This is a genomic window from Parazoarcus communis (assembly GCF_003111665.1).
GTDB classification, from domain to species: Bacteria; Pseudomonadota; Gammaproteobacteria; order Burkholderiales; family Rhodocyclaceae; genus Parazoarcus; species Parazoarcus communis_B.
The window spans coordinates 328,731-353,057 of sequence record NZ_CP022188.1; the positions used below are offsets into that span (position 1 = coordinate 328,731).

Here is a 24,327-nt window from a genome sequence, read left to right on the forward strand (position 1 = left end):
GACACCACCATGCTCGCAAACACTTCTTCCACCACGCTGTACCGCATCGACGAATGCCCGGACGTGATGGCCGACGCTTGCGTCGGCGATGACCAGGGCAACCTGATCTTCCTGTCCATCTGGGCGCGCGACACCGCCGTCCAGCAGTTCCTGGCTCGCCTGACCCTCGGGCGCGACGAGCAGGGACTGGACCAGTTCCACATCATCACCGACCAGGGCGGCAGCGTCCCGGTGTTCATCGGCAACGTCGATCGCCTGGAAAAGCGCGTCACGCGCGCCTATCGGCGAACGCTGTTCGGTTCGCTGTCCAACGTGTGGCTGTTCGACCGCCGCTGCGTCAAGCCCGACAAGGCCAACGCCAGCGCACTGGCACTGCTGCCGCGCGACAGCGCCCACCGGCTCGACCGCCTGTGGATGCTGGTGCGGGACACCTGCCCATTGCCGCTGCTCGACCACTGGCGCGAGACCGTGCTGGAACTGCTGCAAAGCCGCGAGATGCTGGCCCGCCTTCCGTTCGCCCTCGGGCCGCTGGAAGGCCATCGGCTAGCCATCGACGTGCCGGCGCTGACCTTGGCGCTGGGTTCGCTGATCCGCAGTGATGTGCTCACCGCCTATCCATACCCGGCCAAGATCTGGACGCCGGAAGTGGTAGCGGCCTGACCCACCCACGGAGGCACGCCTTGGCGTGCTTCCGTGTTTCCTCCCCGCCAACCAGGAGACTTCCATGGCCCTCATGTTCCCGCGGCTCGCCCGCAATTTCGCTAAGAACGGTTACTACCCGACTGACGAACCCACGCTCGAAAGAGCCCTCAACGCACTGATGCCCAGCGACGGGCCCATGTGCATCCTCGATCCCTGCGCCGGCGAAGGCGTGGCGATCGCCGAAGCCGCCCATGCCCTCGGGCGCGAGCAGGCCAAGGCGTTCGCGGTCGAGTTCGACGCGGAGCGGGCACGCCATGCCCGCGGCCTGGTCGATCACTGCCTGCACGCGGACCTGATGGACACGATGGTCTCCAAGCAGTCGTTCGGGCTGCTCTGGCTCAACCCGCCGTATGGCGACTTGTCCAAGGACGTCAACGGCAACATCGGCTATCAGGGCCAGGGCCGTGCCCGCCTCGAAAAGCTGTTCTATCAGCGTTCGCTGTCGCTGTTGCAGTACGGCGGCGTGCTGGTCTTCATCGTCCCCGCCTACGTGCTCGATGCGGAGCTGGTCGGCTGGCTGACACGCCACTACACGGACCTGCGCATCTACCGAGCGGTGGAGACGCAGTTCAAGCAGGTGGTGATCTTCGGCCGAAGGGTGCGACAGCGTGAACAGGCTCCCGATGGCGTCAAGGCCGTGCGCAATCTGCTGCTGCAGGTTGGGCTTGGCGAAGTCGAAGCCGAGGAGCTGCCGAGCGATTGGCCGTTCCTGCCGTACATCGTCCCCGCCAGTCCGGCCGAGCCGGAGCATTTCTTCCGCGTGACGATGGAGCCGGAGCAGTTCGCCGATGAAGTCGGCCGGCTGCAAGGCCTCTGGCCGTCGCTGGACACGCACCTGGGGGCCGCGCAGCAGTCGCTGCGTCCGCCGGCGCGTGCCTTGTCCCACTGGCATCTCGCCCTGGCTCTGGCCGCGGGTGCGATCTCGGGGGTTGTGCGCTCCAAGACCGGGCGCGTGCTCGTCGTCAAAGGTGACACCCACAAGGACAAGACGCTCCAGCGGGAATTCACCGAACGCGAAGACGGCTCGATCGCCGAGACCCGCATCCTCACCGACAAGTTTGTTCCCGTCATCCGCGCATGGGACATGACGCCTGGCTCCCCGACACGGGGCGAGGTGCTGACCATCCGCTAATCCCCCGGACGCCTGACGTCCCGCTGCACTTCATCGAAGGAGAAACACCATGTTCCCCAATCCGTTCAAGCGGCCCGCGCCGCACAAGCAACCCTTGTTCGCACCGGCCTCGTTGCAGTTGAGCGAGAAGGTGCATTGGCTGGCCCGCCGAGGTCTCATCGATCCCTTGTCCTATGTGCAGCGCCACGTGCGCGGCGACTGGGGCGAGATCGACGAGGCCACCCGCCAGGCCAACGATGTCGCACTCGATCAGGACAACCTGATGATCTCCCAGTACCGGATCACGCCGGAACTGGTGTTGATCGTGAAGACCAGCGAAGACCACCAGACCACGGTGGTCCAGCTTCCCGAAGAGCGCGACCTGATCTGAAGGCACCGCCTCGTCATCCCATCCACCTGACGGAGCCACTTCACTCCGCCAGGGGTGTCGTGGCTCAATAACCAAGGAGGAGCCCATGGCATCGCATCGCATCGAAACCTACTGCCAGAGGCTGGCGTTCCCCATCGGGGCGCTTATCTTCAGCAGAGCCGTTGACCGCCTGGTCCGCGCGGGTCGCCTCGACCCAATCCCGTACTTCAGGCGCCACACCCGTGGCGACTGGGGAGACGTCAACGTCCAGCAATGGCAGGCCAACAGCACCGCGCTTCAATCAGGTGCTTCGCTGGAGTCGCACTACGTGATCCACCCAGGGCTGGCCATTCGCATCGTTACCGACGCGCAGCGCAGCGCCACCGTCATCGTGTTGCCGTCCGAGGACTGAGCACGGTTCACTCGCAGGCCACCCAGGCCCGCACCTTCAACCTTCGGCCACGCGCCGATTCTCTTCCCACTCCGGGGCATGCCATAGCCCCGTTGGGGGTGGTGCATGCCCCATTTTCTTTGGAGCATCACCATGTCCCTCGATCTCGACACCACTACCGCTGAAGCCACACCCGTGCAGGGCGAACTGCTCGACGCGGAATCCAACCCTCTGACCCTGAGCCTTCAGGATTTCGTTGGCGAGTTCGGCGACGAACTGCTCGACGCCCTCAACAGCGCCAATCCGCCGGTCTATACCGGCCAACCGCAGGCGCACCGGCAACTCATCGTCGCCAGCCTCAAGCGCAAGCTGTTCCCGGCCCAGGCCGAAGTCGTCCACGCTGCTGCCGAGCTGCTGATCGACCGTGGCGAACGCGCCGCGATCGTCAACGGCGAGATGGGTTGCGGGAAGACGACCGTCGGCATCGCCACGGCTGTCGTGCTCAACGCCGAAGGCTACCGCCGCACTCTGGTGCTTTCGCCACCGCACCTGGTTTACAAGTGGCGGCGCGAGATCCAGGAGACGGTAGCGGGCGCCAAAGTGTGGGTGCTCAACGGGCCGGATACGCTCGTCAAGCTCATCAAGCTGCGTGAGCAGTTGGGTGTCCAGCCCACGGGTCAGGAGTTCTTCGTCCTGGGCCGCGTGAGGATGCGGATGGGCTTCCACTGGAAGCCCGTTTTCACCACGCGGCGCACCCGCCACGGCGACGTGGCAGCGTGCCCGGACTGCGGCACGGTCATCACCGACCTCGACGGCGAGCCGGTCAACCCGGTCGCGCTCGAAGCCGAGGAATCCCGCAGGAAGTGCGGCCATTGCGCTGCGCCCCTGTGGACACTGATCCGCCCGCGCAGCCTGTCCGGCAGCGACCAGTCCTCGGCCGTGCTCAAAGCCTTGAAGCGCATCCCGACGATCGGGGAAGTCACCGCGCAGAAGCTGATGCAGAAGTTCGGCGACGGCTTCCTGGCCTCGATGCTCGGCGACAACATTCACGAGTTCATCAACCTCATGGATGGCAACGGCGAGCTGGTGTTTTCCGACCGTCAAGCCACGCGCATGGAACGTGCGATGGCCAACATGGAGTTCGGCTTTGGCGAGGGCGGCTATCAACCGTCCGAGTTCATCAAGCGCTACCTGCCGCAAGGCACGTTCGACCTGCTCATCGCCGACGAGGCCCACGAGTACAAGAACGGCGGCAGCGCCCAGGGCCAGGCCATGGGCGTGCTGGCGGCGAAGGCTCGCAAGACCTTGCTGCTGACCGGCACGTTGATGGGCGGCTACGGCGACGATCTGTTCTACCTGCTGTTCCGAGCCCTTCCCGGGCGGATGATCGAAGACGGCTATCGCCCGACCACGAGCGGCAGCATGACCTCGGCCGCGATGGCGTTCATGCGCGATCACGGTGTCCTGAAGGACATTTATTCCGAGAGCACCGGGACGGCGCACAAGACCGCGAAAGGCACGAAAGTCAGTGTCAGAACGGTCAAGGCCCCGGGCTTCGGCCCGAAGGGTGTGCTGCGCTGCATCCTGCCGTTCACGATCTTCCTCAAGCTCAGAGACATCGGCGGCAATGTCCTGCCGCCGTATGACGAAGAGTTTCGTGAAGTCGCGATGGACACGGCGCAAGCCGCGGCCTACCGCGATCTGGCAGGTCGGCTGACCGCGGAGCTGAAACAGGCTCTGGCGCGACGCGATACTACCTTGCTCGGTGTAGTCCTCAATGTGCTGCTGGCCTGGCCGGATTGCTGCTTCCGGTCGGAGACCGTTGTGCATCCGCGTACGCGCAACACCCTGGCGTTTGTCCCGGCTCAGTTCAACGAGTTCGAGATCAGCCCCAAGGAGCGTGAGCTGATCGACATCTGCAGGGAAGAGAAAGCACAGGGCCGCAAGGTTCTGGCCTACACCGTCTATACCGGCACGCGCGACACGACTAGCCGGTTGAAGGTATTGCTGGAGCAGGAAGGCTTCAAAGTGGCGGTACTGCGCGCAAGCGTGGATGCCAGCCGCCGCGAGGACTGGATCGCCGAGCAGTTGGACCGTGGCATCGACGTGCTCATCACCAATCCGGAGCTTGTCAAGACGGGATTGGACCTGTTGGAGTTTCCGACGATCGTGTTCATGCAGTCGGGCTACAACGTGTATTCGCTCCAGCAGGCGGCACGCCGCTCTTGGCGTATCGGGCAGAAGCTGTCCGTGCGCGTGATGTACCTGGGCTACGCCGGCTCCTCGCAGATGACCTGCCTGGAGCTGATGGCCAAGAAGATCATGGTCTCGCAGTCCACTTCGGGCGATGTACCCGAATCGGGGCTCGATGTCCTGAACCAGGATGGTGATTCCGTGGAGGTCGCATTGGCCCGGCAATTGGTAACTGCGTGATCTGCTGTCTGCCGGCATCCTTTCGGGGGTGCCGGCATTTTTCTAGGAAATTGCTGCTCGGAGGATTCGATCACCGCCCCGCTCCCAGCGCGGGGAAGGCTAAACTGATTAGACAATACCGAGATTCAAGGAGGCACTGTGGCTATGGTGATCGAAGCAGCATATGCAGATGGTACTGGTGCAGCCAACGCACTGCATATGTCTCAGGCGCAGTGGGAAGAGTTGCAACGGGCGTACTGCGTCGGTGATCTGCTGATGCCTTGCTGCAACGCTCCAGCGATTCCCAAGGTTAGTGCTAATGGGTACCCCTTCTTTGCGCATCTAGGAGGTGCGTGCAGTACTTCCGAAGAAAGCCAATGGCACCTGGCGGCCAAGATACTTGTGCGCAGCGTGCTTGAAGATCTTGGATGCCGTGCCTCGGTTGAAATGCCGGGTTCGGGTGATGCAGGTCGCTGGCAGGCTGATGTCTGGGGTGAGCGCAATGGGGTTAGGTTGGCTGTCGAGATCCAAAGATCGTATCAGTCGCTCCGTGACTACCGTAAACGCCAAGAGCGGTACCGCGAGGCGGGCGTCAAGTCTCTTTGGTTGCTGCGGCAGGAGCGATATAGCACACTCACCAAGAGCATGGGAAAGGAGCGTCTGCGCACCGAGTTTGGGGGCAAGTTCCCTTCGGCCGGCCACTTCGGCCCGTGCCTTTCTGACCTGCCGGTCGCGATGCTTGAGCTAGATCCGGCCCCAACGGTCAAGGGTGCCGGATTCTTCAACGCAACCCTTCCAAACATACTTGAAGCAGTGCTTAGTGAGCGCTTTCTTTGCATCAACGGTCTATGGTGTATCGATAACCTAGACTCGATGAATAACGCCGCCAGACTCTCGCGCGAGCGTTTTGCAGCCAATCGCTTGGCTGCAAAGATGTAGCTCGACTGTGGTGTTGCTCGACATGCGCCGACGCAGCACCGACACTCCAGATTCCCTGGTTCACACTCAAATGCCAGCGGCACGCATTCGCGCCTCCAGCTCATCAAGGAATGGCGAGCGCCCAAAGCGCATAGGGCCATAGCGGCCATCAACGAAGCCCGAATACAGCATGTGGACCTCGTCGCGAGCACGTGTGAGTCCCACATAGAAGAGCCGGCGACTTTCGCGCAACTTCTCTGGAGTTTCATTGCGCCACGGCAGATTTCCGAGGTCGAGTCCAACCATGATGACGACGTCGTACTCACAGCCCTTTGCGGAATGCAGTGTCAGCAGATTCAGGTGATCGGGCGAACCGTCCCGACCGCCCAAACTAGTGATGTCTAGCGAAGCCAGTGCACCGCCTTCGGCGAGCGCTGCCGTCATGCGATCCAGTTGCTCTTTCTGATCAGCGAGCGCCAATTCAGCCGCCAGCAGATGATCCACTACACCGTTGCGCAACGAAGCAACAAATTCTCGCGCAGGTTGCTGGTCAGCGCGCAGCTCCCATAGCAAGGCGGTTAGCTCTTGCTCTTCGCGCTTGGCCTGTGAATCGTCCAAGCTCGCCCGATGAAATGCGCGATAGCGGTCGAGTAGTCCACGCAATTGTGGGCGTCCAACACGCCAGCCACCCGCGCACCACGCCGCACAATCTTCTACCCAACTTGTTAGGGCAACCTTGCGGTAAGGTGCTGCGGTATCCACACGGATGTAATCGAGACCGCCGGTTGCCACAGCTTTAGCCACGATATCGCCTGCGCGATAGTCTTTGTATAGGATCGCGATATCGCCCAGTGTTCGTCCCGGCTTGGAGGCTAAGGCCGCCGGAATGATCTGCGCGACGGCGTGCGCAGCCTGGTCCGCCGTACCACCCGGGCGCAGGACAAATTCGATGGTCGTTTGTCGCGCAGGATCGCTCGCTTGATAGCCTCGGGCTTCTCCAAGCGCCATCTCTGACGCAGTCACGATCCCTGCACCAGAACGGTAATTTAATTGAAGCTGGACAGGCTCAATGTCTCTGCGAGCCGCCAATTCCATGAGCAACGCGCCATCAGCCCCCGTAAATCCATATATCGACTGATCCGCATCCCCGACAGCGAAAAGTCGGACACCCCCGTCGAAGGCAAGGCGTTTGACGATGCGATGCAGTGCTACACCTAAATCCTGGTACTCATCCACCGCGAGCACGGGGAATTTTGCCTGAACCAGAGGTAGTACCCAGTCGTGCTCGGCGATCAAACGTTGGCCGAAGACAACCATGTCATCGTAGTCAATCAGCCCCTCGTCGCGCAGAGCGGCCTCGTAGGTCTCGGCCCAGGCAGCGAGTTCCTCCTCGCTACGCCAAGCGACGCTATTTCGATTGAGCACGGAACGGCGATGCCGTCCGAGGTCAATAACTTTGTACGGATGGTTCTGGCCGAAAAGCGCATCTCCAGTTTGCTTCAACAACCGATCACTGACTCGTTGAGTGGCCACCGAAAGTGGGAAAGATATGGGCAGGCCGGCCAGGCGTCCATACGGCATCAAGAGATGACGCAGACAGAACCCATGGACCGTACCAATGAAAAGATTAGGTGCCTGCTGAAGTCCCAAGCTTTCAATTCGGCGAGCGAGTTCGCGAGCGCACTCCTGACTATAAGTGATGCACGCAACGCCACGAGGGGCCTCGACGTCTTCGGCTAGGATGCGGGCGAGCTTTAGGACGAGTGTCTTGGTCTTACCGCTCCCGGGACCGGCGAGTACCACACAATGTCCTTGAGAGTTGTAGGCTGCCAACTGACCCGGATTCCCAGCCAGTTCGGCAGCCTGAGCCAAGTAGGCTGTGCTGACACTACGCGATGGCGTCACGGATATGCTCCAGAGCGGAACGAATGTAAGCCGGACAAACGTCCTGTGACACCGACGGTGCAAGTGCCTGCGCAAACCTCCCCTTTCCGATCCTCTCGATCAATCTGAGCAGCCAGTCTTCATCAACCTGATCAGGATCGTCCACCCACTGCTGCAAGGCATTCAGAGTTTCTCTCCTTAATCGCGGCAGTTCCTCCCGAATTACCTCCTGCATGTCCTGCGCCAGTCCACCTGCAAATAGTTCGGGCTCCAACGTGTTCTCGTTGACGAAGTATCCGTACTGCTCGGCAAGCTCGATCACTTCATCCGCATCCAAGTTTTCGTGATCGACACCGCCCTCAATCACGTCAAGGACATTGATAAGCCGCCTGCGAACCAATGGATGATTACCATTGGTTGGATCCCGGTCCGTCAGGATCACATGGGGAATGTTGAGTCCTTCAGGGCCCAGTAGCTTCACATACGGGGTGAAGTTAGTCCCCCCCACCGAGCACACAGTGATTCCAAGCATATCGAGGGGAATATCGAGTACCTCGGCAAACGCGGGAACGATGAAGCGCTCGGCGTCGCCTTCGACCAGAATCACCCCCCGAGAAAAGAAAATCTCGCCGCGAGTGACGTCAATGTAACGTTGAAGATCCTCTTCATCCCGCTGCGTGAAAGGTGCGTTTGCTGTCGAGACCGCGACAGTCTTGCCTTCCGCTGTGTCATGGCGCAGCAGAACAATAGATCTGATCGGCGCAACGCTTGCGATATGTGGCGAGTGGGTTGTGAGGATTGTCGTAAGCGGTGGCTGTTCCTCACCATCTTCCGCCCCCGTGCCAAGGAAGTAACGATAGATTAGACGCTGCACGTGCGGGTGCAGGTGCGCTTCGGGCTCCTCGACTACGAAGAAGGTGTGGTCGCGCTCTCCATCGGAAACGAGGCGGTCCAGTTCGAGACTCTTCAGCGCCAGGAAGATCAGGTTCGCGGTTCCCAAACTGGCATCGCCGACTCCGCGTACGCCGTTGTCGATCAGCAGCCGCAGGCTGCGCAGCAACGCGTCGACTCTAGTTGGTGCAAGTCCGAGCGATACCGGAACGGCATGTTGCCCCCCAGCGATGGCGATCAGCCGTTCGCTGATCCGTTCTGCTGTCGCTACCACTTCCTCGTGTCCAGCCAGCTCTCGCTGTGCTTGGTCGACCTGATCCTGAATCTCCTCACGGGCGTCATCATCCAACGACGCGGCAAGATCCTCAATGAGCGGCCTCAATGGCGAATTGCGCCAGCTCGCAAGGTCCTTCTCAGCGTCACGCAGGGCTACCTGAACATCTATTGGCAACATCCGGCGGAGTGCGCCGCCGATACGCATGTCGGGATCGTCGCCACCGAAGATCACATACTCATAGTCCTTCAACGATTCCGGAGCGCGCCCCAGGCCCGCCTTAGGCTGGAAGCGGTAGGTGAGTCGGGCCACCATGGGTGGGCCAGGATCAATCACGCAATCGTTGAGGTGAGCCATCAGTCGGGGATCGTTTGTGAAGTCCGTTAGATCCACAGAGACCTCAATGGTCGCACCAACCTTGTCTTCGCCAAGTCCGTCCCAGAAATGTTCAAGCCCCAGTTGTCGATCGCGCTCAGACAAGCCCGGATCAAGGATCAACTGCAGGCCGCGAATGAAATTGCTCTTGCCAACCTTGTTCTCTCCCACGATGACGATACTTTCCCCCGTCTCGACATCAACATCCGAGAAATTGGCGAAATTGATCAACCTGACCCGAGAAACCCTCATTTACGCCCCCGTCCACTGGTGTTTTAACAAATAGTAGCAGTCAAGCGGCCGGCCTCCATCCGCCGACCGCGACCGAGCTTTTCCGTTACGGCCCCCTCAAGGCCGCTTTTGTTCGACTAGACCGCTGCCGGTAAATCGGACGCAGCGTGGTTCGCATTGTTTGCTGCTGCCCCGGGTCTTAGCGGCGATGGTGAGGGCTCGATGTTTCAGGACGCCGAGCTTATGTGCCCCTCTCCACCTTGGTTTCACCATCCCGAACGCCGCCTGCTGGCTGGAGTCCTCGGCCTGCTCTGGTCGGTGCTGGCTGGCGGCTGCGCTACGACGACTGCGCCGCCCGCACCTGATGCCATCGAGGAAGTCTCGGCCGCGCCCGAACCCGAGGCGCCCGAGTACATCCCCGTCGTGCGCTACGGTCGCTACACGCTGGTCGAGCTGGCACCCAGAGCGGCGCAGCGCGACCTGCTGTTGCAGACCATCGACGTGTCCATGCCCGAAGATGCCCGTGCCACCGTCGGCGATGGGCTGCGGCATGTGCTCAAGCGTAGCGGTTACAGCCTGTGCCAGACGGCACACGCGGTAATCGAGCTGTACGCGCTGCCGCTGCCGGCGGCGCACCTGCACCTCGGCCCCATGACCTTGCGCGATGCGCTGCTCACGCTGGCTGGCCCGGCCTGGGAACTGCACGCGGATGACCGCGCACGGCAAATCTGCTTCGAACGGCCCGCCGACAGCGCGGTCATCGAACCCGCATCCGAGCCACCCGCCGCCGAGGCGGTGCAGACGTTCCCGCTGGAGCCTTCGGTTTCGGGAGGCCAGCCATGAGCTCCCCACAGTCTGCCCGGCGCCCGGGCGCCGTCGTGGTGGTGCAGAGCCTTCTGTGGCTCTGGTTGGTCTTCCTCAGCGTCTTGGTGGCCCTGGGCTACCAGGCCCTCAGCGACCAGGCCGACCAGGAGCGGCTGGATTCCCGCCTGCAACGCCTGGAAGTGCAGGCAACTGGCTTGGCCGAGACGATCGAGGCCATCCAGCAGCGCCCGGCCGTCGCGACGGACGCTGACCTCAAAGACACCCGCCAGATCCTGGAAGCACGCGCGGCCCAGGTCGAGAAATCTCTCAGTGGCTACGCAGCGGCCGACGACCTCCAGGCGCTTCGCGCGGAGGTCGAGCAGATCAAGGCGCGCCAAGCCGCCGCACGTGCCACCGCACCCGCCCAGCGGCGCGCATCGCGCACGTCCGCCGCCTCCAAGACCGAGCTGTCGCCGCTGTCATTCCGCGTCGTCGGCGCCGAACTGCGCGCCGGCCAGCGCAGCGTGTCCGTCGCGCCGAGCACCGGGGACTTCACGCCCGCCCAACTTCAGGTGCTGCTGCCCGGGGATGCGGTCGGCCCGTGGCGCCTGCAGGCGATCGAGGGCAACACCGCAGTGTTCCAGGCCGGCAACCACACCCGCCGCGTGGCGATTCCCTGACCGGAGCACCCCATGAAGCCGTCGATCCTCCTTTTCGCGGTCCTGGTGGCGTCGTCGCAATGGCCCGCCTGGGCGCAGCAGCCCGCAACGACCCCGGCGCGCAACGCACAGAGCCAGGAGCGCCCGCTGGCCGCCCGCGTGCTGGACGACCGGGTGGCAACCGAATGGGGCTTGCAGCCACAAGAATGGGCACGCTACCGCGAGCTGATGGATGGGCCGCTGGGTATCTACTCGCCCAACCTGGACCCGCTGTCCGCCCTGGGCATCGAAGCTCGCACGGACGAAGAACGGCGCCGCTATGCGGAACTGCAGGTGCAGGTGGAAGCGCGCCGCGTCGAGAAGCTGCTCGCCTACCAGCGCGCCTACGACGAGGCCTGGCAGCGCCTGAATCCGGGGATGCAGCGCGTGAACCTGCCCGACGACAAGCCGGGCGCCGGCACATCCAGCAGTCCCTTGCGCGGCAGCGGCCGCATGGCGGTGTTCGTCAAGGACGGCTGCGCAGCCTGCGGACAGCTCGTGCAGCGCCTGCAATCCTCGGGCGCGGAGTTCGACCTGTACATGGTGGGCAGCCGCCAGGATGACGCGCGCATCCGCGACTGGGCCAAGCGCGCGCAGATCGACCCGGCGCGCGTGCGCGCCGGCAGCATCACGCTCAACCACGACGGCGGCCGCTGGCTGTCGCTGGGCCTGCCCGGCGATCTGCCCGCCGCCGTGCGCGAAGTGAACGGCCAATGGCAGCGCCAGCCGTAGCCATGCCCCTGCGCGCACTGGTGCTCACTGCCGGCCTGTATGCCGTTGCCGCCCTGGCCCAGGAGGTTCCGCCACCGGCTTACCAGCTTGCCGCCCAGCGCGCAGGCATCCCCTCGACCGTGCTCTACGCCGTGGCCTTGCAGGAGAGCGGCATCCGGCGCAACGGGCGCCTGGTGCCGTGGCCGTGGTCCCTCAACGTCGCCGGCCAGTCGCGCCGCTTCGCCACGCGCGCCGACGCCTGCGCTGGCCTGCAGCAGGCGATGCGCGCCACGCCGCACACGCGCATTGATGCGGGCCTGGGCCAGATCAACCTCGGTTACCACAAGCACCGCTTTACCGGCGCGTGCGACCTGCTGGATCCGTATCGCAACCTGGCCGTTGCCGCCGAGATCCTGAAGGAGCAGCACACCCCCGGCGAGGACTGGCTGCTGGCGATCGGCCGCTACCACCGCCCCGCAGGCGGCGAGCCCGCCGCCCGCTATCGGCGCAGCGTGTCGCGCCACCTTGCCCGCGTGCAGGGCACGCGACCAGCCGCCGCGGTCCTCGCGGCGCGCCAGGAGACCTCCCCATGACGAAACCCCATCCCGCCCATCTCGCGTTCACGGGCCTACTCATGCTGCTGTCAGGCCTGCCGCTGGCCTCGCGTGCCGGCGAGCCACTGATCGTTGTCGAGGACCGTGGCGGCACGTCGGCATTGCCGTACTACGAAGCCCTGAATCTCCAGCCGCGCGCCAACGCACCGGCGCGGCCGTCCATCCCGACGCCCCAGCTTCCTGCCACACCGGCGGACGAAGCCGCGATGCTGCCGGTGCGCAGCGCCAAGCTCACGCCTGGCACCGTCGCGCGGCGTGTGATTGAAGCGCCCGGCCTGCGGCCGTTCGTGGTCATCGGCGACGACGAGGCTTCCCGGGCCTGGTTGCAGCGCCGCGCCGCCGCTTTGCGCGAACGTGGCGCGGTCGGCCTGGTGGTCAACGTCGAGACCGCGCAGGGCCTGGCGCGGCTGCGCGCGCTGGCGCCAGGCTTGCCGCTCGCCCCCGTTGCCAGCGACGACCTGGCCGATCGCCTGGGCCTGCGGCACTACCCGGCGCTGATCACGGCCACTGGCATCGAGCAATGAAGCCATGTCGGGGAAACAGCCGGTCGAGGTTCTGCTACGCCCAGCGGTGGAGCTATACACCATCGCGGCGTGTGCAGGCGCCGCGTTTCTGTGCCTGGTGGCCCCATGGTCGCTCGCGCTGAGCCCTTCGATGGGCGTCGGCAGCGCCTTGGCATTCGGTGCCTACGGCGCGATCCGCTACCGCGATGCCCGCGTCATTCTGCGCTACCGGCACAACATCCGCCGCCTGCCGCGGTACGTGATGACGAGCAAGGACGTGCCGGTCAGCCAGCAGCGCTTGTTCGTGGGGCGCGGGTTTCTCTGGGAGCAGAAGCACACCCATAGGCTGATGCAGACGTACCGGCCGGAGTTTCGCCGCTACGTCGAGCCGACGCCGGCCTACCGGCTGGCCAGGCGCCTGGAGGAACGGCTGGAGTTCGCGCCGTTCCCGCTGTCCCGGCTGCCCGCGCTCACGGGCTGGGACGTGCCTTTCAACCCCGTGCGCCCGTTGCCGCCTGTCGGCGGCCTGCCGCGCCTGCATGGCATCGAGCCCGACGAGGTGGACGTCAGCCTGCCGCTGGGGGAGCGCGTCGGACACTCGCTGGTGTTGGGCACCACGCGGGTGGGCAAGACGCGGCTGGCCGAGTTGTTCGTCACGCAGGACATCCGCCGCAAGAACGCCGCAGGCGAGCACGAGGTCGTGATCGTCATCGACCCCAAGGGGGACGCGGACCTGCTCAAGCGGATGTATGCCGAGGCCCAGCGCGCGGGCCGTGAAGGCGAGTTTTACGTCTTCCACTTGGGCTGGCCGGACATTTCGGCGCGCTACAACGCGGTGGGCCGCTTCGGCCGCATCAGCGAAGTGGCGACCCGGGTGGCGGGGCAGCTCTCCGGCGAAGGCAACAGCGCGGCGTTCCGCGAGTTCGCATGGCGCTTCGTGAACATCATTGCCCGCGCCCTGGTGGAGCTGGGGCAGCGCCCGGACTACATGCTGATCCAGCGGCACGTCATCAACATCGACGCGCTGTTCATCGAGTACGCCCAGCACTACTTCGCCAAGACTGAGCCCAAAGCCTGGGAGGTGATCGTCCAGATCGAGGCCAAGCTCAACGAGAAGAACATCCCGCGCAACATGATCGGGCGCGAGAAGCGCGTGGTGGCGCTGGAACAGTACCTCTCCCAGGCCCGCAACTACGACCCGGTTCTCGACGGCCTGCGCTCGGCGGTTCGCTACGACAAGACGTATTTCGACAAGATCGTCGCGTCGTTGCTGCCGCTGCTGGAGAAGCTCACCAGCGGGAAGATTTCCCAGCTTTTGGCCCCAAATTATTCCGACCTGGCCGACCCGCGCCCGATCTTCGATTGGATGCAGGTCATCCGAAAGCGCGCAGTCGTCTATGTGGGTCTGGACGCGCTATCCGACGCCGAGGTTGCCGCAGCGGTCGGCAATTCGATGTTCAGCGATCTCGTGTCGGTCGCCGGGCACATCTACAAGCACGGGATCGACGATGGCCTCCCGGGCGCAACGGCCGGTGCGCGCGTGCCCATCAACGTTCATGCCGATGAATTCAATGAATTGATGGGCGATGAATTCATCCCGCTAATCAACAAGGGCGGCGGTGCCGGCCTGCAAGTCACGGCGTACACGCAGACGCTCTCGGACATCGAGGCCCGCATCGGCAACCGCGCGAAGGCCGGTCAGGTGATCGGTAACTTCAACAACCTGTTCATGCTCAGGGTCAGGGAGACGGCCACGGCCGAACTGCTGACGAGGCAGTTGCCGAAGGTCGAGGTCTATACCACCACCATCGTCTCCGGCGCGACCGATAGCTCGGACATCCGTGGGGCGACGGATTTCACCAGCAACACGCAGGACCGCATCAGCATGTCCAGCGTGCCGATGATCGAGCCGTCGCACGTCGTTGGACTGCCCAAAGGCCAATGCTTCGCGCTGCTGCAGGGCGGCCAGCTTTGGAAGGTACGCATGCCGCTGCCGGCGCCGGACCCGGATGAAGTGATGCCGGCGGACCTGCAGCAACTGGCCGGGTACATGCGCCAGAGCTACAGCGAGGCCACGCAGTGGTGGGAGTTCACCAGCTCGCCGGCCTTGCAGGATGCGGCCTTGCCCGACGACCTGCTGGACGATGCCGCTGCGGCCGAGCCCGACGCGGTGGCCACCGGCGCCGACGATGGCGCGGGCAACGAGGCCGTGCCATGAAGGATGCCGCCTCGACCGCGCAGCGGGAGCAGAACCAACGCCAAGGCTTGATCGTCGGCACCCTCACCTTACCGTTCCGGTTACTCGGGGTGCTGATCGGCTCGCTGCTGTTCTCGATCGTGGTGGAGTGCGTCGGCATGCACCTGTTCTGGAAGGACCAGGGCTGGCGCCACTCCCAGCAGATGCTGCAGTACGAACTCGGGCACCTGTCCAGCCACTTCACGCGCAGCGTGGTCGTACAGGAGCCGGGACGGACGGCGCACGAGCTGGTGGACACCGGATACGAATGGGTGTTCGTGCGCTCGGGGCTGCTGGAGCACATGAGCCAGACCGCCGAGCGCGCCCGAGCGCCCAGCCACGGGCAGACCCACAACTTCCGCTACTGGATCAGCCAGGTCTATGTCTGGACCGAGAGCTACCTGATCGCTGCGGCCTTCACGACGCTCACCTTCCTGGTGCGCCTGCTGGTCTTGGTGCTCACGCTGCCGCTGATCCTCACGGCGGCATTCGTCGGCCTGATTGACGGCCTGGTGCGACGGGATGTGCGCCGGTTCGGCGCGGGCCGCGAATCCGGCTTCATCTACCACCGCGCGAAGGCCAGCCTGATGCCGTTGGCCGTGCTGCCTTGGGTCACCTATCTCGCTCTGCCCATATCGGTGCATCCTCTGGTCATCCTGCTGCCCAGCGCGGCGTTGCTGGGGATGGCAGTTAGCCTGACCGCAGGCAGCTTCAAGAAGTACTTATGAGGTGACACGGGCGGCACTGCTCTGCAAAGCCGTGTGCCGTTCATCGGTTCTGCAGGGTATCAAGAGCAGCATCCAACGCCGTAACCGCCTCGACGACCGTTCTTACCGTCGCCCGATCGAACTCATGATCGCGCTGAGCGTCGTGCACACCGCTATTGAGGTAACCCCATTCAATACTCGTACCGCTGACATTGAGCAGCCTGACCAACGCCCCCACGGCATCCGGCGCACCCGCGTGTTGCGCCGCGATACGCTCGACGGCCGACCGCAACTTGGTGCATTTATTGTTCAGCTCCCAAGGCGCGCGGGGCCCGCTCAGCTTGATGTCGATCCGGCCGTCCGTCCGCCGACCCAGCCACGTCCACAGGCGGTCCGTCAGACTCTCCAGCGCCGGCCGGGCCTGACGCAGTGCCTCGCGTTTCTCGTCAGCCGCCAACGCCTGCTGGGCCAGAAGAACATAGTTCTTCGCTGGCGGGTCGCTGTCGACCCGCAGTTCGTGCTCTCCCTGATGCGGGAGAAACTTGTAGCGCTTGATGGCGCCAGCGCGCCGGGCGCCCAGCTCCTGCTGGATGCGATGCAGGAATTCCTCGGCGTGCGAGGTGAGGATGACCTGCTTACCGTCGAGCAGGCCATCCTCGAAGAAGGTGCGCCAGATGCCGTCGCGGTGGTCATCGTCGATCGCATTGACGACGTCATCAAAGATGACGACGGGACAACCCTGCGCGATATTTTTGGCGAGTAGTATCGCCAGGCCGAGGCACTTGATGTGCCCCTCGCTGAACACGATTAGCGCGTCGTAACGGACACCCGGCTCCCCAGCGAACTCCACCTCGATCTTGCCGTTCTCGGCCACTGGCAGCCACAGCGCGTGCAGCAGATCGCCGGGCGGATCGGCCCGGTTGAATGCGTTGTAGAGCTGGCGCGCTTGCTCTCCCAGCCCTTGGAGCAGCACACCTGGAAGTGCGGCAAGGTAGGCCTGAATCTCGGGCAAAAAGCCGTCGTAGGCAACCTTGACCCGCTGATGGTGCGCCACCACCGCCACTTCCGCAGCAACGACCTCGATCAGTTCGCGGTTCGCCTCGTCGAACTGGGCGACGGTCTGGCGGGCAGTGGCCAGATCCTGATCGGCCGCCCCCCGCAAGGTGCGCAGTCGTTGGACCTCCAACTGGTGCTGCTGTAGGCCATCTCGCTCCTGTGCCAATGCGCCGCGCTGGGCATGCACTTCCCGCGCCTGCGCGTCGACCCCTTCAATGATCTCGGCGATCCGCAGCAGAGCGTTCCAGGCACGTCGATCTCCATCGACCCAGGCACCAAGCCAATTGCCGGCCGCAGTGGGAGGCAGCAGCGGCAGGCCAGCACCCTGTGATTCGGCCGGACAGGCAACGGCACCCGCCGTTACCACGCGGCGCATCTCCTCCCACAGAACTCGGACCGCCTCGCTCAACTGCGTGCGATGTCCGGTCTCCTGCTGTTGGAGGGCAGCCAGTTGAGCAAGCTGCTCCAGGCCCGCGCGTGCCTTCGCGAACGGATCCTGCGCCACAGCGGCCAGTGCAGTTCCACAGGCGGGGCAAGCCGTCGCCCCGTCCGCCAGCGCCAACACGGCCTCGTAGAGCTTCGCGTATGACACCTCGCCGGCGCGGGCGGCAAGCTGCCCGGAAGACGCCCGCCACAGTCCCTGGATCCGATAAGCCTCTGCCAGCAACGCCTGCAGACGGGCCTGCGTCACTTCATAAATGGCAGGCGGGTTGGCGTCCAGTTGTGCCTGGACGTACGGCAGCCGCCCTTGTTGCTGCGGTGTGCCGAGCAGCCAGTCGACGCAGGCCTGGTAGGTCGCGCCAGGCCACATGCGCTGCGCCAAGGCCTGCTCTAGGGCCTCGACCGCAGCAATCTTCTGCGGATAGGCGGCGATCGTCTGCTCGGAGTTCGCCAACTGTACGCGGCGTTGTGCCAGCTGCGCAGCTTGGACACCGGTGAGCATCAGGTCCTGATCAAGCAAAGGGTTGAAGCCCCGCACGAATTCGCTGAACTGGTCCACGCCGAACAGGGTTGCGATCAGTTGCCGCTGGTCGCCCGGCGTCCGCGCGGCGATGCGGGCGAAGTCGTCAAGGCGGTTCTTCTCGATGAAGCAGAAGCGGTATTCGGCTTCATCTGGCTGGACGGCCTGGGGCTGGTCTTCCGCCCGGGACGATAGGACAGGCGCGACATGACGGCGCAGGCGAGCGTTGTTGCAGTACGTCCGCTGGTCGACCCGCTTGGCCTGCGCTTCGCTGATCGAACCGAGCATCGCCACTTCCAAGGCTTCGCAGAAGCTGCTCTTGCCGGTGCCGTTGGCACCGTAGACCAAGGTGATGTCATGGCTGAGGTCGAACGTCTCCTGCCGCATGAATCCTCGAAACGGCCCGACTTCGAGCTGGTGCAGTCGCCCGAGCGCCGGCCCGTTTTCGGGGCCGCGCGCGTCCCCGTTGTAGGCGACAGGCATCTGCGCCAGATGCGCGATGGCCAGCGGCGCCAAGCGCGTGGAGCGCCCCCGGCGTGCAGCACCGACCTCGGCCAGTGGCTGCAGGTGATCGAGCACCAGGTGCGCCAGCCGGCGCACGTCGTCGTGCACGTGCCGCTGCGCCAAGTGCGCTAGGAACCGGTGGTACTCCGAACGTATGCTTGCCACAGCGACCCCTCACTTGGTCAACCACTGACCGTAAGCCTCCACATCGATCATGGGGACCGTTCCACTGAACTGAAGCTGCGCGATCAGCTTGAAAAGAAACGCGGTCGCCGGCTTGTTTTCGTTGGTGTAGCTGTACGCGCCGCTGGCTTGGTCATAGAAAAAGTGCCCGTGGGCGGCAACGCATCCGATGTCCAGACGCCCCTCGGTGAGGTTTGCGTTCAGCGCCTTGTCCATGGATGGGCCCAATGCTGGACTCCATTCGCTCTCGAAGGTGAGCAAGCCACCCAGAATCGGAATCAACGGCTTCGCTGGGTAGGTCCCGCCAGCGTGCGGGATCGGCAGGCTCGTGCGGTGCAGCCTGCGCACACTGGCGACCTTCTCCTGGGCATAGGCCACAAGCCCCGCGTCAGCCGTCTGCTTGGCCTCGAACACGGCGTACACGCTTTCGGCTGGGATGATCGTCTCGTTCTCGTAGGTGAAGATAAAAGGCGAATATTGCCGATCAAACACCACCACATCGATCTGCTGGCTGAAGTTCCCCAGGCTGTCCACCACATGCGCCTTGGCCGCCTGGTACCGTTTGGGCAGATAGGTATCCAGCATGTCGATCCAGACGTTCTCGCTCGCATCCCCCTTCGTGCCCGGGTGACCGAAGGTCTTGCGTACTACGGACAGGCGCTGCTGGATGTCCTCGTGCAAGGACGACAAGAGTTGGGAAAGCGACCACTGGGACATGTTGTACCTCGATTGGACGTATGGCAGCCGACGGGGTCAGGAAAGCGGGAACTTGGGGCCAAACAGCGCACGCCAGGCTCGAAGCGCTTCGAGATTGCGACCGCGACGCGCGTGGTCGATGGCGACACTTGCGTCCTGGCTCGCTTGCGACAGCAGTTGCTGCGCGCGCTGCTTGCGCGCAGCGTCCATGTCGTTGCTGATCGCCGGCCCGAGGCCGGCCGGGTCAGGCCACTCGTCATGGACACGATCAGCGAGCGTGGCAAAGAATGACTGGATCTCGCGATCGAACGATCCACCCCAGCCGCCGTAGAGACATTCCAGTGCCATCACCTCGATAAGGAATGAGGGCTTCACCGGCTTCTGATCGCCGTGCTTGGGATTGTTGTTCCAGTACTTCACCATGCGCACGAGACCTTTCCACTCATTGCCATAGGCTTGGTGCGCTGCGGTCGCCTTGTCCTTATGGATCTCCGGGTCCGTCTTGATCCACTTTCCGGACGCCGAATCGGGGATCTCATACTGGTCGCCGGTGTCGAATGCGGGCACCGCATCCACGCTGACCACCCGGTAGTCCGTGTTGTCCTCCGCGTCGATGTGAACACCGAAATCCACGTTGATCGAGCGCGCCTGTTTGCGCACGGCTGCCGAACCGTATTTCTCCACCAATGCAGAGTGGAAATCATCCAGCACTACCGATGCGGCCTTGCCGTGGTAATGCTTCTCCGAGTCCTTCAGCACGAAGAAGATGTCGATATCCTTGAGCGGCTTCGTCTTCGTGTATCGAGCATAGGAGCCGGTCAGGAAGCTGCGCGCAATACCGAATTTCGTCTGCAGGTAGTCTCGCACTTCGTTCTGGCGCTGCGAGGCATTCTTCTGCTCGCGCTCGTTGAGTTCCAGGCGCGACTTGAACTTGCGAAAAGCTTCATCGATCGACAGCATCAGCGTTGCCTCCAATATCCAGCCTGACCCGCCAGGCCGCTGTGTTCCACAGTCGAGCCCAGGCTCTGCTTGACCATCCCATCCGTCGAGCGATAGCTTCCTTTGCTCCACCCATCCACGTCAGGCCGCCCGGGCTTTGTATCAAGCATGACTTTGTACTTAGCCTGCGATGGCAACAGCCCAGCCTTCTTGATCGCGTATTTCAACTGCTCGGTATCTGTCCAGAAGCTGCCGTCGCCATCGGACCACCCATACACGATGTCGATATCCCATCGGGTCACAAGCTTGTCGGTTGCCGGGTTGTAGATCTCCAGAATCACCTTGCGCAGATCACCGGTCCCGAGCCACGTCTTGATGGCTCGGGTATTGCTCTCCCAGCGATCCGCAAAGTGCTCAGGGTCCAGCCCACTGAGCAGGATGATGTCTTTCAAGCTCTTGAGGATGTTGTCGGTCACATAGGTAACCGAGTGCGTGTACGAGTAGGTGGCGACGGTGCTCATGACTTGAGGAAACCTCCGAGGTCGAGCGACAGCGCTTGCCCAGCATCGTCCTGCGCCTGCGTGGCAATTCCTTGGCTCAAGTCCCGTGCAATGATGCGAGAACAGTGCTTTTTGAGCGCGGTTTGCACCCAGCCGAGCTGCTCCTTCGGACACGGCAGCGAGACTCCCCAGTCTCCCTTCAACGGCTCGAACCCCAAGACTTCTTCGTTGGCATCATCACCATCGATCGCGTCTTCGTCGAAGAGGCAGTAGATCCTGGTCCGTGGTCCATCGCATGTCGCAACGATGGGCGCGCTCTTGGGTGCCTGGTCGGCGATCAAGCTGGCGGCCACGCCCGCCACGGCCCTGAGTTCAGAGCGAGCCGTGCCGTCCTTGCCCTGAGTGAGCAGTTCGACAATGGCATCCCACGTCTGCAACGCATCGCGGTGCGGCGAACTGCGAAACGTCCGGCTGACAACGGTGGTCATTTTTGCTTCCCTCCTTGAAGGCGCATTTGCTTTGCCTGTCGTATCGCACTGCGCAGGTGCTCTACGGAAAGCTTGTTCGGATCGATAGCCACTTGCGGGTCGGCCGCGAGGGCGTTGGCTACGACCTTGCGAATGGCCCGACCATCCAATCCGACGCACTCGCCAGCACACGCGTCGAACTGGTGAGCCGAGGAAAGCTTGCCAATCCCCGGAAATGTCTTTGCCAGGCCATTCAGGCAGTCCACCAGGATCTGCTTGCAGGCATCCTTGCCGGGCAGTGGCACCTCCATCACCATGTCGCAACGAGACAGGAAGGCACTGTCGACGGCCTGTGGGAAGTTGCTGGTGGCCACGAACAGCAGATGCGGGTTGCGTTCGGCCAACATGTCCAACTGCACCAACACCGCATCGGTGGCCCGGTGCACATCAACCGGGTTGGCTTCCAGGCTGAGCTTGGCTCGATCAGCCGCAAGCGTTTCGACCTCGTCCAGAAGGACGATCGTCGGGCCCGCCGCTGCGGATTCTGCGATCGATTGCGAGAACAGGTCTGCCACGGCGCGTTGAGTCTTTCCCATTGCAGAGCTCGTCAGCGTGTGAGGCTCCACTTCCAGCAATCGAAACTTCGCAGAAGAAAAAGATTCGGCCACACGATGCGCCAAGCCCCGTGCCAAGGAGGTCTTCCCAGTCCCCGGTGGGCCGACCAACAAGATCACGCCGTGCAGGGGGAGTACCGTGCGCTCCACCTTGGGGCGCACCGTGAAGTTGACGATCGCTTGTGACAGCAACTGTTTTTTGATGGCTTCGTCCATCACGATCGAATCCCACAAGTCACCCAGCGACTTGTCCGGCAGCTTCCAGCTTCGATGGATGCCTTTCGGCAAAGTGGCGTCTGATGAAGGATTCTTGGTCATCCGTGGCTCTCGGCGGGTCAGAGAATGGTGCGATAGGTCGCCAGCACCTTGGTCGTTTGCACAAGGCCTTGGCGCAGCAGGATTTCGAGATAGCGGTCCACATCGATCGGCGGATGCTTGAGTTGGGCACGCTGGCGCTGCGCAGCCGACACTACGGCGGCCGCATCCAGATCCAGCAGGTTGTCCACAAACTCATCGGGGTGCTGCGATTCGATGCCGTACGGAGCCAGCAGATCGTTCGGGAAATCCCGTTCGTTGAACGTCACAATCACGCTCGCACCGCAGCGAATCGCCGCAGCCAGGACGTGCCGATCGTCCGGATCGGGCAATGTCAGGCCTGCCACGAGCGCTTCGTAGCCCTCCACCAAGCCGTCCGGAATGGCCCTGTCCATGAGATCCGACGTCCTGTCGACCTGAACCCGGGTGAGATCGGGGCGGTTGATCAACAGGTTGCGTTTCCACTCCTCATGAATGGCTTGGCTCCACCGCGCCCGGAAGCGGCCAGACAGGCCGAGCCACATCAGGAAATCCCGCAGTGGCGCGGGATATAGAACGCACGCGTCGTAGACGGCGGTGAATGGGGAATGCCTCATTCGTATCCCATTCCCAACTCTTGCGACTGCTGAGCGAGTTCGGCCATCGCCTGCTCACTGGCGCGCTCGCGCGCTTCCTTGTACTGCATCAGATCGGCGAACCTCACCCTGCGGTGCTTGCCGGTGCGATGAAATGCCAACACCCCATCTTCTAGCAGCTTGACGAAATGGGGACGGGACACGTTGAGCAAGTCCGCCGCCTCTTGGGTCGTCAGCTCTGCATGGACGGGCACCACCTTTACTGCATTGCCATCGGCCAACTCGGCCAGGATGTCGACCAGCAGGCGCAACGCCGAGGTAGGCAGTTCCACCTGATGAGCCTGTTTGTGGTCATCAAAGATCTGGATGTGCTGCGTCTCGAACTGGGTTGCGAGGTAAGCCGCCAAGGCACGTTGACCCTGGACGGCTGCCTTAACCTCTCCCGCGGCGGGAAGGGTCATCTTGGATTGGGCAGTGGCGGTGGTCATGGGTAGCTCCTAAGCGAAAACGGTTGCAGAGCCGATCATATTCGAAACACTCGAAAAACGCAATAATCGAAACGCGACCCGGGCTTTTGTAGGTTCGCTCGCGGCATGCCCAATCCGGTCGTCCGCCAGTTCCTATTGTTTGCGGCCTAAAACAGCCCTGATCTCCACGATCACCCCATTGCTGATCACACAGGAATGGCGCGATGGTGGCTTCGATCTGGCTGCGCGCCGCGCATCGCGGCGTACCCACTCTTCTCGTGACGGCCCTCCTGCTGGGTCAGTCCCCGATGGCCTTGGCCGAGTCCCCTGCGCAGCGCCAGGAGCTGGTCGCCGCACTGCGCCAGCTCGACGCGCTGGAGCGCACCGTCGCGGACAGCGCCGCGCATGCCCCCATCCAGCCGGGCGAGCGCTACCACTTCGACTACCCGCGGCTGCTGGCTGACCTGGCGCGTGTTCGCGCCGGCATCCAGTTCCATCTGACGCCATCGCGCGCCCAGCCGCGCGACCCCTCCGAACTGGCCGGCGACTACCGCACCGAGCGGGCGACCGAGCCGCTGCCGGCGACGACTGCGGAGGGCAAGCCATGAACGGCGCCCAGGTCTCAGCATTTCAAGCCAACAGCGGCATCGCGCCTTCCGCGATGGCGACCGTCCTGGTCGGCGTCGTGTTCGCGGTCCTGCTCGTGTGGGGCGTCTGGGCCATCCGAACGGCCTACGTGGGGTGGTCCGAGAGCCGCCTCAACCAGCGCCAGTTCCTCGGCGTCTGCATCCGCTTCGTCGCGATGTACCTCGTCCTGAGTTTCTTCCTCCTGTCCTGACCTGAAAGGCCCGACCATGCACAACCGCATCTTCACTTCCCGTTTTGCCCAGCGCGCCGCCGTGGCCCTGGGCGCCGCCGCGCTGCCCGCGCTGTCGTTCGCGCAAGGCTTGCCGCAGTTGGAGAACCCGACGCGCGGCACCGGCAACGGCATCATGGAGACGATCCGCAACTACGGCTACGACATCATCATGCTCGTGGCCCTGTTGGTGGTGGCGTCGATGTTCATCGGCGTGTGCTACCACGCCTACGGCACCTACGCGGAAATCCACACCGGCCGCAAGACCTGGGGCCAGTTCGGCCTCACGGTCGCCATCGGCGCCGTGCTGCTCGTGATCGGCATCTGGCTGCTCACCGAAGCCACCGGCATCCTGTAAGCGA

Annotated in this window: 26 protein-coding genes; 16 read left to right on the forward strand and 10 right to left on the reverse strand. The window is 63.5% G+C overall.

The features are described from left to right. Positions 1-9 precede the first annotated feature (9 nt). The 6 genes from CEW87_RS01480 to CEW87_RS01505 all read left to right on the forward strand — a co-directional run bounded on the left by CEW87_RS01480 (position 10) and on the right by CEW87_RS01505 (position 5,925). On the forward strand, positions 10-660 hold the full coding sequence (locus CEW87_RS01480) for a hypothetical protein (RefSeq protein WP_003050322.1): 651 nt from the start codon (positions 10-12) through the stop codon (positions 658-660). Between the two features lie 64 nt (positions 661-724). Continuing rightward, entirely contained in the window at positions 725-1,834 is a 1,110-nt protein-coding gene (locus CEW87_RS01485; RefSeq protein ID WP_003050318.1) for a DUF6094 domain-containing protein, read from the forward strand. Positions 1,835-1,883: 49 nt separating this feature from the next. Next, positions 1,884-2,204 carry a hypothetical protein gene (locus CEW87_RS01490; RefSeq protein ID WP_003050315.1) on the forward strand — a complete coding sequence of 107 codons (321 nt, stop codon included), beginning with the start codon at positions 1,884-1,886 and terminating at the stop codon, positions 2,202-2,204. Between the two features lie 85 nt (positions 2,205-2,289). After that, positions 2,290-2,595, forward strand: a complete 306-nt coding sequence (locus CEW87_RS01495) for a hypothetical protein (protein ID WP_003050312.1) — start codon at positions 2,290-2,292, stop codon at positions 2,593-2,595. Positions 2,596-2,727: 132 nt separating this feature from the next. Beyond that, positions 2,728-5,007, forward strand: coding sequence for a helicase-related protein (locus CEW87_RS01500; RefSeq protein ID WP_003050309.1), 2,280 nt, complete (start codon positions 2,728-2,730; stop codon positions 5,005-5,007). Positions 5,008-5,151: 144 nt separating this feature from the next. Beyond that, positions 5,152-5,925 carry a competence protein CoiA gene (locus CEW87_RS01505; protein ID WP_003050307.1) on the forward strand — a complete coding sequence of 258 codons (774 nt, stop codon included), beginning with the start codon at positions 5,152-5,154 and terminating at the stop codon, positions 5,923-5,925. A gap of 66 nt (positions 5,926-5,991) precedes the next feature. On the opposite strand, the gene CEW87_RS01510 is transcribed toward CEW87_RS01505, so the two are convergent. After that, a complete protein-coding gene (locus CEW87_RS01510) occupies positions 5,992-7,776 on the reverse strand; it encodes an ATP-dependent helicase (protein WP_216666827.1) in 1,785 nt (594 codons plus the stop codon). A 16-nt stretch (positions 7,777-7,792) separates the two neighbouring features. After that, positions 7,793-9,580: an ATP-dependent nuclease gene (locus tag CEW87_RS01515; protein ID WP_003050299.1), complete on the reverse strand. Its 1,788-nt coding sequence runs from the start codon at positions 9,578-9,580 to the stop codon at positions 7,793-7,795. Positions 9,581-9,802: 222 nt separating this feature from the next. Here CEW87_RS01515 and CEW87_RS01520 point away from each other — a divergent pair, with 222 nt between their 5' ends. The 7 genes from CEW87_RS01520 to CEW87_RS01550 are packed head-to-tail and all read left to right on the forward strand — an operon-like array spanning position 9,803 to position 15,853. Continuing rightward, positions 9,803-10,402: a PilL N-terminal domain-containing protein gene (locus CEW87_RS01520; protein WP_020307822.1), complete on the forward strand. Its 600-nt coding sequence runs from the start codon at positions 9,803-9,805 to the stop codon at positions 10,400-10,402. Then, a complete protein-coding gene (locus CEW87_RS01525) occupies positions 10,399-11,043 on the forward strand; it encodes a hypothetical protein (protein ID WP_003050295.1) in 645 nt (214 codons plus the stop codon). Before CEW87_RS01520 ends, CEW87_RS01525 begins: the two co-directional genes overlap by 4 nt. A gap of 12 nt (positions 11,044-11,055) precedes the next feature. Next, positions 11,056-11,793 (forward strand): TIGR03759 family integrating conjugative element protein, encoded by a 738-nt coding sequence (locus tag CEW87_RS01530; RefSeq protein WP_003050292.1) that lies wholly within the window; start codon positions 11,056-11,058, stop codon positions 11,791-11,793. Next, positions 11,775-12,365, forward strand: coding sequence for a transglycosylase SLT domain-containing protein (locus CEW87_RS01535; RefSeq protein ID WP_003109780.1), 591 nt, complete (start codon positions 11,775-11,777; stop codon positions 12,363-12,365). Before CEW87_RS01530 ends, CEW87_RS01535 begins: the two co-directional genes overlap by 19 nt. Continuing rightward, the gene (locus CEW87_RS01540) at positions 12,362-12,910 is read left to right on the forward strand and encodes an integrating conjugative element protein (protein ID WP_003050285.1); all 549 of its coding nucleotides are present in this window, start codon (positions 12,362-12,364) and stop codon (positions 12,908-12,910) included. Before CEW87_RS01535 ends, CEW87_RS01540 begins: the two co-directional genes overlap by 4 nt. 4 nt (positions 12,911-12,914) lie before the next feature. Next, on the forward strand, positions 12,915-15,107 hold the full coding sequence (traD, locus tag CEW87_RS01545) for a type IV conjugative transfer system coupling protein TraD (protein WP_003050282.1): 2,193 nt from the start codon (positions 12,915-12,917) through the stop codon (positions 15,105-15,107). Further along, positions 15,104-15,853: a TIGR03747 family integrating conjugative element membrane protein gene (locus CEW87_RS01550; RefSeq protein ID WP_003050279.1), complete on the forward strand. Its 750-nt coding sequence runs from the start codon at positions 15,104-15,106 to the stop codon at positions 15,851-15,853. The genes traD and CEW87_RS01550 overlap by 4 nt, the downstream gene beginning before the upstream one ends. Positions 15,854-15,893: 40 nt before the next feature. Here CEW87_RS01550 and CEW87_RS01555 read toward each other — a convergent pair whose 3' ends face one another. The 8 genes from CEW87_RS01555 to CEW87_RS01590 are packed head-to-tail and all read right to left on the reverse strand — an operon-like array spanning position 15,894 to position 23,130. Then, the gene (locus CEW87_RS01555; RefSeq protein ID WP_003050276.1) at positions 15,894-18,518 is read right to left on the reverse strand and encodes an ATP-binding protein; all 2,625 of its coding nucleotides are present in this window, start codon (positions 18,516-18,518) and stop codon (positions 15,894-15,896) included. Positions 18,519-18,527: 9 nt separating this feature from the next. Further along, positions 18,528-19,253 carry a CBASS effector endonuclease NucC gene (nucC, locus tag CEW87_RS01560; protein ID WP_003050273.1) on the reverse strand — a complete coding sequence of 242 codons (726 nt, stop codon included), beginning with the start codon at positions 19,251-19,253 and terminating at the stop codon, positions 18,528-18,530. 36 nt (positions 19,254-19,289) lie between these two features. Further along, complete coding sequence (locus CEW87_RS01565; RefSeq protein ID WP_003050264.1) at positions 19,290-20,192, reverse strand: CBASS oligonucleotide cyclase; 903 nt, start codon at positions 20,190-20,192, stop codon at positions 19,290-19,292. Beyond that, positions 20,192-20,692 carry a type III CBASS phage resistance system CD-NTase-associated protein Cap7 gene (cap7, locus tag CEW87_RS01570; RefSeq protein ID WP_003050262.1) on the reverse strand — a complete coding sequence of 167 codons (501 nt, stop codon included), beginning with the start codon at positions 20,690-20,692 and terminating at the stop codon, positions 20,192-20,194. Before cap7 ends, CEW87_RS01565 begins: the two co-directional genes overlap by 1 nt. Next, positions 20,689-21,159, reverse strand: coding sequence for a type III CBASS phage resistance system CD-NTase-associated protein Cap8 (gene cap8, locus CEW87_RS01575; RefSeq protein ID WP_003050260.1), 471 nt, complete (start codon positions 21,157-21,159; stop codon positions 20,689-20,691). The genes cap7 and cap8 overlap by 4 nt, the downstream gene beginning before the upstream one ends. Further along, complete coding sequence (locus CEW87_RS01580; RefSeq protein ID WP_003050256.1) at positions 21,156-22,070, reverse strand: AAA family ATPase; 915 nt, start codon at positions 22,068-22,070, stop codon at positions 21,156-21,158. Before CEW87_RS01580 ends, cap8 begins: the two co-directional genes overlap by 4 nt. A gap of 17 nt (positions 22,071-22,087) precedes the next feature. Beyond that, positions 22,088-22,663, reverse strand: coding sequence for a PIN domain-containing protein (locus tag CEW87_RS01585; RefSeq protein WP_003050248.1), 576 nt, complete (start codon positions 22,661-22,663; stop codon positions 22,088-22,090). Then, a complete protein-coding gene (locus tag CEW87_RS01590) occupies positions 22,660-23,130 on the reverse strand; it encodes a helix-turn-helix domain-containing protein (protein WP_003050245.1) in 471 nt (156 codons plus the stop codon). Before CEW87_RS01590 ends, CEW87_RS01585 begins: the two co-directional genes overlap by 4 nt. Positions 23,131-23,333: 203 nt before the next feature. On the opposite strand from CEW87_RS01590, the gene CEW87_RS01595 reads away from it, so the two are divergent. The 3 genes from CEW87_RS01595 to CEW87_RS01605 are packed head-to-tail and all read left to right on the forward strand — an operon-like array spanning position 23,334 to position 24,323. After that, positions 23,334-23,717, forward strand: coding sequence for an RAQPRD family integrative conjugative element protein (locus CEW87_RS01595; protein ID WP_003050229.1), 384 nt, complete (start codon positions 23,334-23,336; stop codon positions 23,715-23,717). Continuing rightward, positions 23,714-23,947 carry a TIGR03758 family integrating conjugative element protein gene (locus CEW87_RS01600; protein ID WP_003050225.1) on the forward strand — a complete coding sequence of 78 codons (234 nt, stop codon included), beginning with the start codon at positions 23,714-23,716 and terminating at the stop codon, positions 23,945-23,947. The genes CEW87_RS01595 and CEW87_RS01600 overlap by 4 nt, the downstream gene beginning before the upstream one ends. 16 nt (positions 23,948-23,963) lie before the next feature. Further along, on the forward strand, positions 23,964-24,323 hold the full coding sequence (locus tag CEW87_RS01605; RefSeq protein ID WP_020307818.1) for a TIGR03745 family integrating conjugative element membrane protein: 360 nt from the start codon (positions 23,964-23,966) through the stop codon (positions 24,321-24,323). Positions 24,324-24,327 lie beyond the last annotated feature (4 nt).

Bases quoted from the DNA above. Each gene is read 5' to 3' on its own strand.
- CEW87_RS01480 (WP_003050322.1), top strand. From the start codon at position 10: ATGCTCGCAAACACTTCTTCCACCACGCTGTACCGCATCGACGAATGC.
- CEW87_RS01485 (WP_003050318.1), top strand. From the start codon at position 725: ATGGCCCTCATGTTCCCGCGGCTCGCCCGCAATTTCGCTAAGAACGGT.
- CEW87_RS01490 (WP_003050315.1), top strand. From the start codon at position 1,884: ATGTTCCCCAATCCGTTCAAGCGGCCCGCGCCGCACAAGCAACCCTTG.
- CEW87_RS01495 (WP_003050312.1), top strand. From the start codon at position 2,290: ATGGCATCGCATCGCATCGAAACCTACTGCCAGAGGCTGGCGTTCCCC.
- CEW87_RS01500 (WP_003050309.1), top strand. From the start codon at position 2,728: ATGTCCCTCGATCTCGACACCACTACCGCTGAAGCCACACCCGTGCAG.
- CEW87_RS01505 (WP_003050307.1), top strand. From the start codon at position 5,152: ATGGTGATCGAAGCAGCATATGCAGATGGTACTGGTGCAGCCAACGCA.
- CEW87_RS01515 (WP_003050299.1), bottom strand. From the start codon at position 9,580: ATGAGGGTTTCTCGGGTCAGGTTGATCAATTTCGCCAATTTCTCGGAT.
- CEW87_RS01520 (WP_020307822.1), top strand. From the start codon at position 9,803: ATGTGCCCCTCTCCACCTTGGTTTCACCATCCCGAACGCCGCCTGCTG.
- CEW87_RS01525 (WP_003050295.1), top strand. From the start codon at position 10,399: ATGAGCTCCCCACAGTCTGCCCGGCGCCCGGGCGCCGTCGTGGTGGTG.
- CEW87_RS01530 (WP_003050292.1), top strand. From the start codon at position 11,056: ATGAAGCCGTCGATCCTCCTTTTCGCGGTCCTGGTGGCGTCGTCGCAA.
- CEW87_RS01535 (WP_003109780.1), top strand. From the start codon at position 11,775: ATGGCAGCGCCAGCCGTAGCCATGCCCCTGCGCGCACTGGTGCTCACT.
- CEW87_RS01540 (WP_003050285.1), top strand. From the start codon at position 12,362: ATGACGAAACCCCATCCCGCCCATCTCGCGTTCACGGGCCTACTCATG.
- traD (WP_003050282.1), top strand. From the start codon at position 12,915: ATGTCGGGGAAACAGCCGGTCGAGGTTCTGCTACGCCCAGCGGTGGAG.
- CEW87_RS01550 (WP_003050279.1), top strand. From the start codon at position 15,104: ATGAAGGATGCCGCCTCGACCGCGCAGCGGGAGCAGAACCAACGCCAA.
- nucC (WP_003050273.1), bottom strand. From the start codon at position 19,253: ATGTCCCAGTGGTCGCTTTCCCAACTCTTGTCGTCCTTGCACGAGGAC.
- CEW87_RS01565 (WP_003050264.1), bottom strand. From the start codon at position 20,192: ATGCTGTCGATCGATGAAGCTTTTCGCAAGTTCAAGTCGCGCCTGGAA.
- cap7 (WP_003050262.1), bottom strand. From the start codon at position 20,692: ATGAGCACCGTCGCCACCTACTCGTACACGCACTCGGTTACCTATGTG.
- cap8 (WP_003050260.1), bottom strand. From the start codon at position 21,159: ATGACCACCGTTGTCAGCCGGACGTTTCGCAGTTCGCCGCACCGCGAT.
- CEW87_RS01580 (WP_003050256.1), bottom strand. From the start codon at position 22,070: ATGACCAAGAATCCTTCATCAGACGCCACTTTGCCGAAAGGCATCCAT.
- CEW87_RS01585 (WP_003050248.1), bottom strand. From the start codon at position 22,663: ATGAGGCATTCCCCATTCACCGCCGTCTACGACGCGTGCGTTCTATAT.
- CEW87_RS01590 (WP_003050245.1), bottom strand. From the start codon at position 23,130: ATGACCACCGCCACTGCCCAATCCAAGATGACCCTTCCCGCCGCGGGA.
- CEW87_RS01595 (WP_003050229.1), top strand. From the start codon at position 23,334: ATGGTGGCTTCGATCTGGCTGCGCGCCGCGCATCGCGGCGTACCCACT.
- CEW87_RS01600 (WP_003050225.1), top strand. From the start codon at position 23,714: ATGAACGGCGCCCAGGTCTCAGCATTTCAAGCCAACAGCGGCATCGCG.
- CEW87_RS01605 (WP_020307818.1), top strand. From the start codon at position 23,964: ATGCACAACCGCATCTTCACTTCCCGTTTTGCCCAGCGCGCCGCCGTG.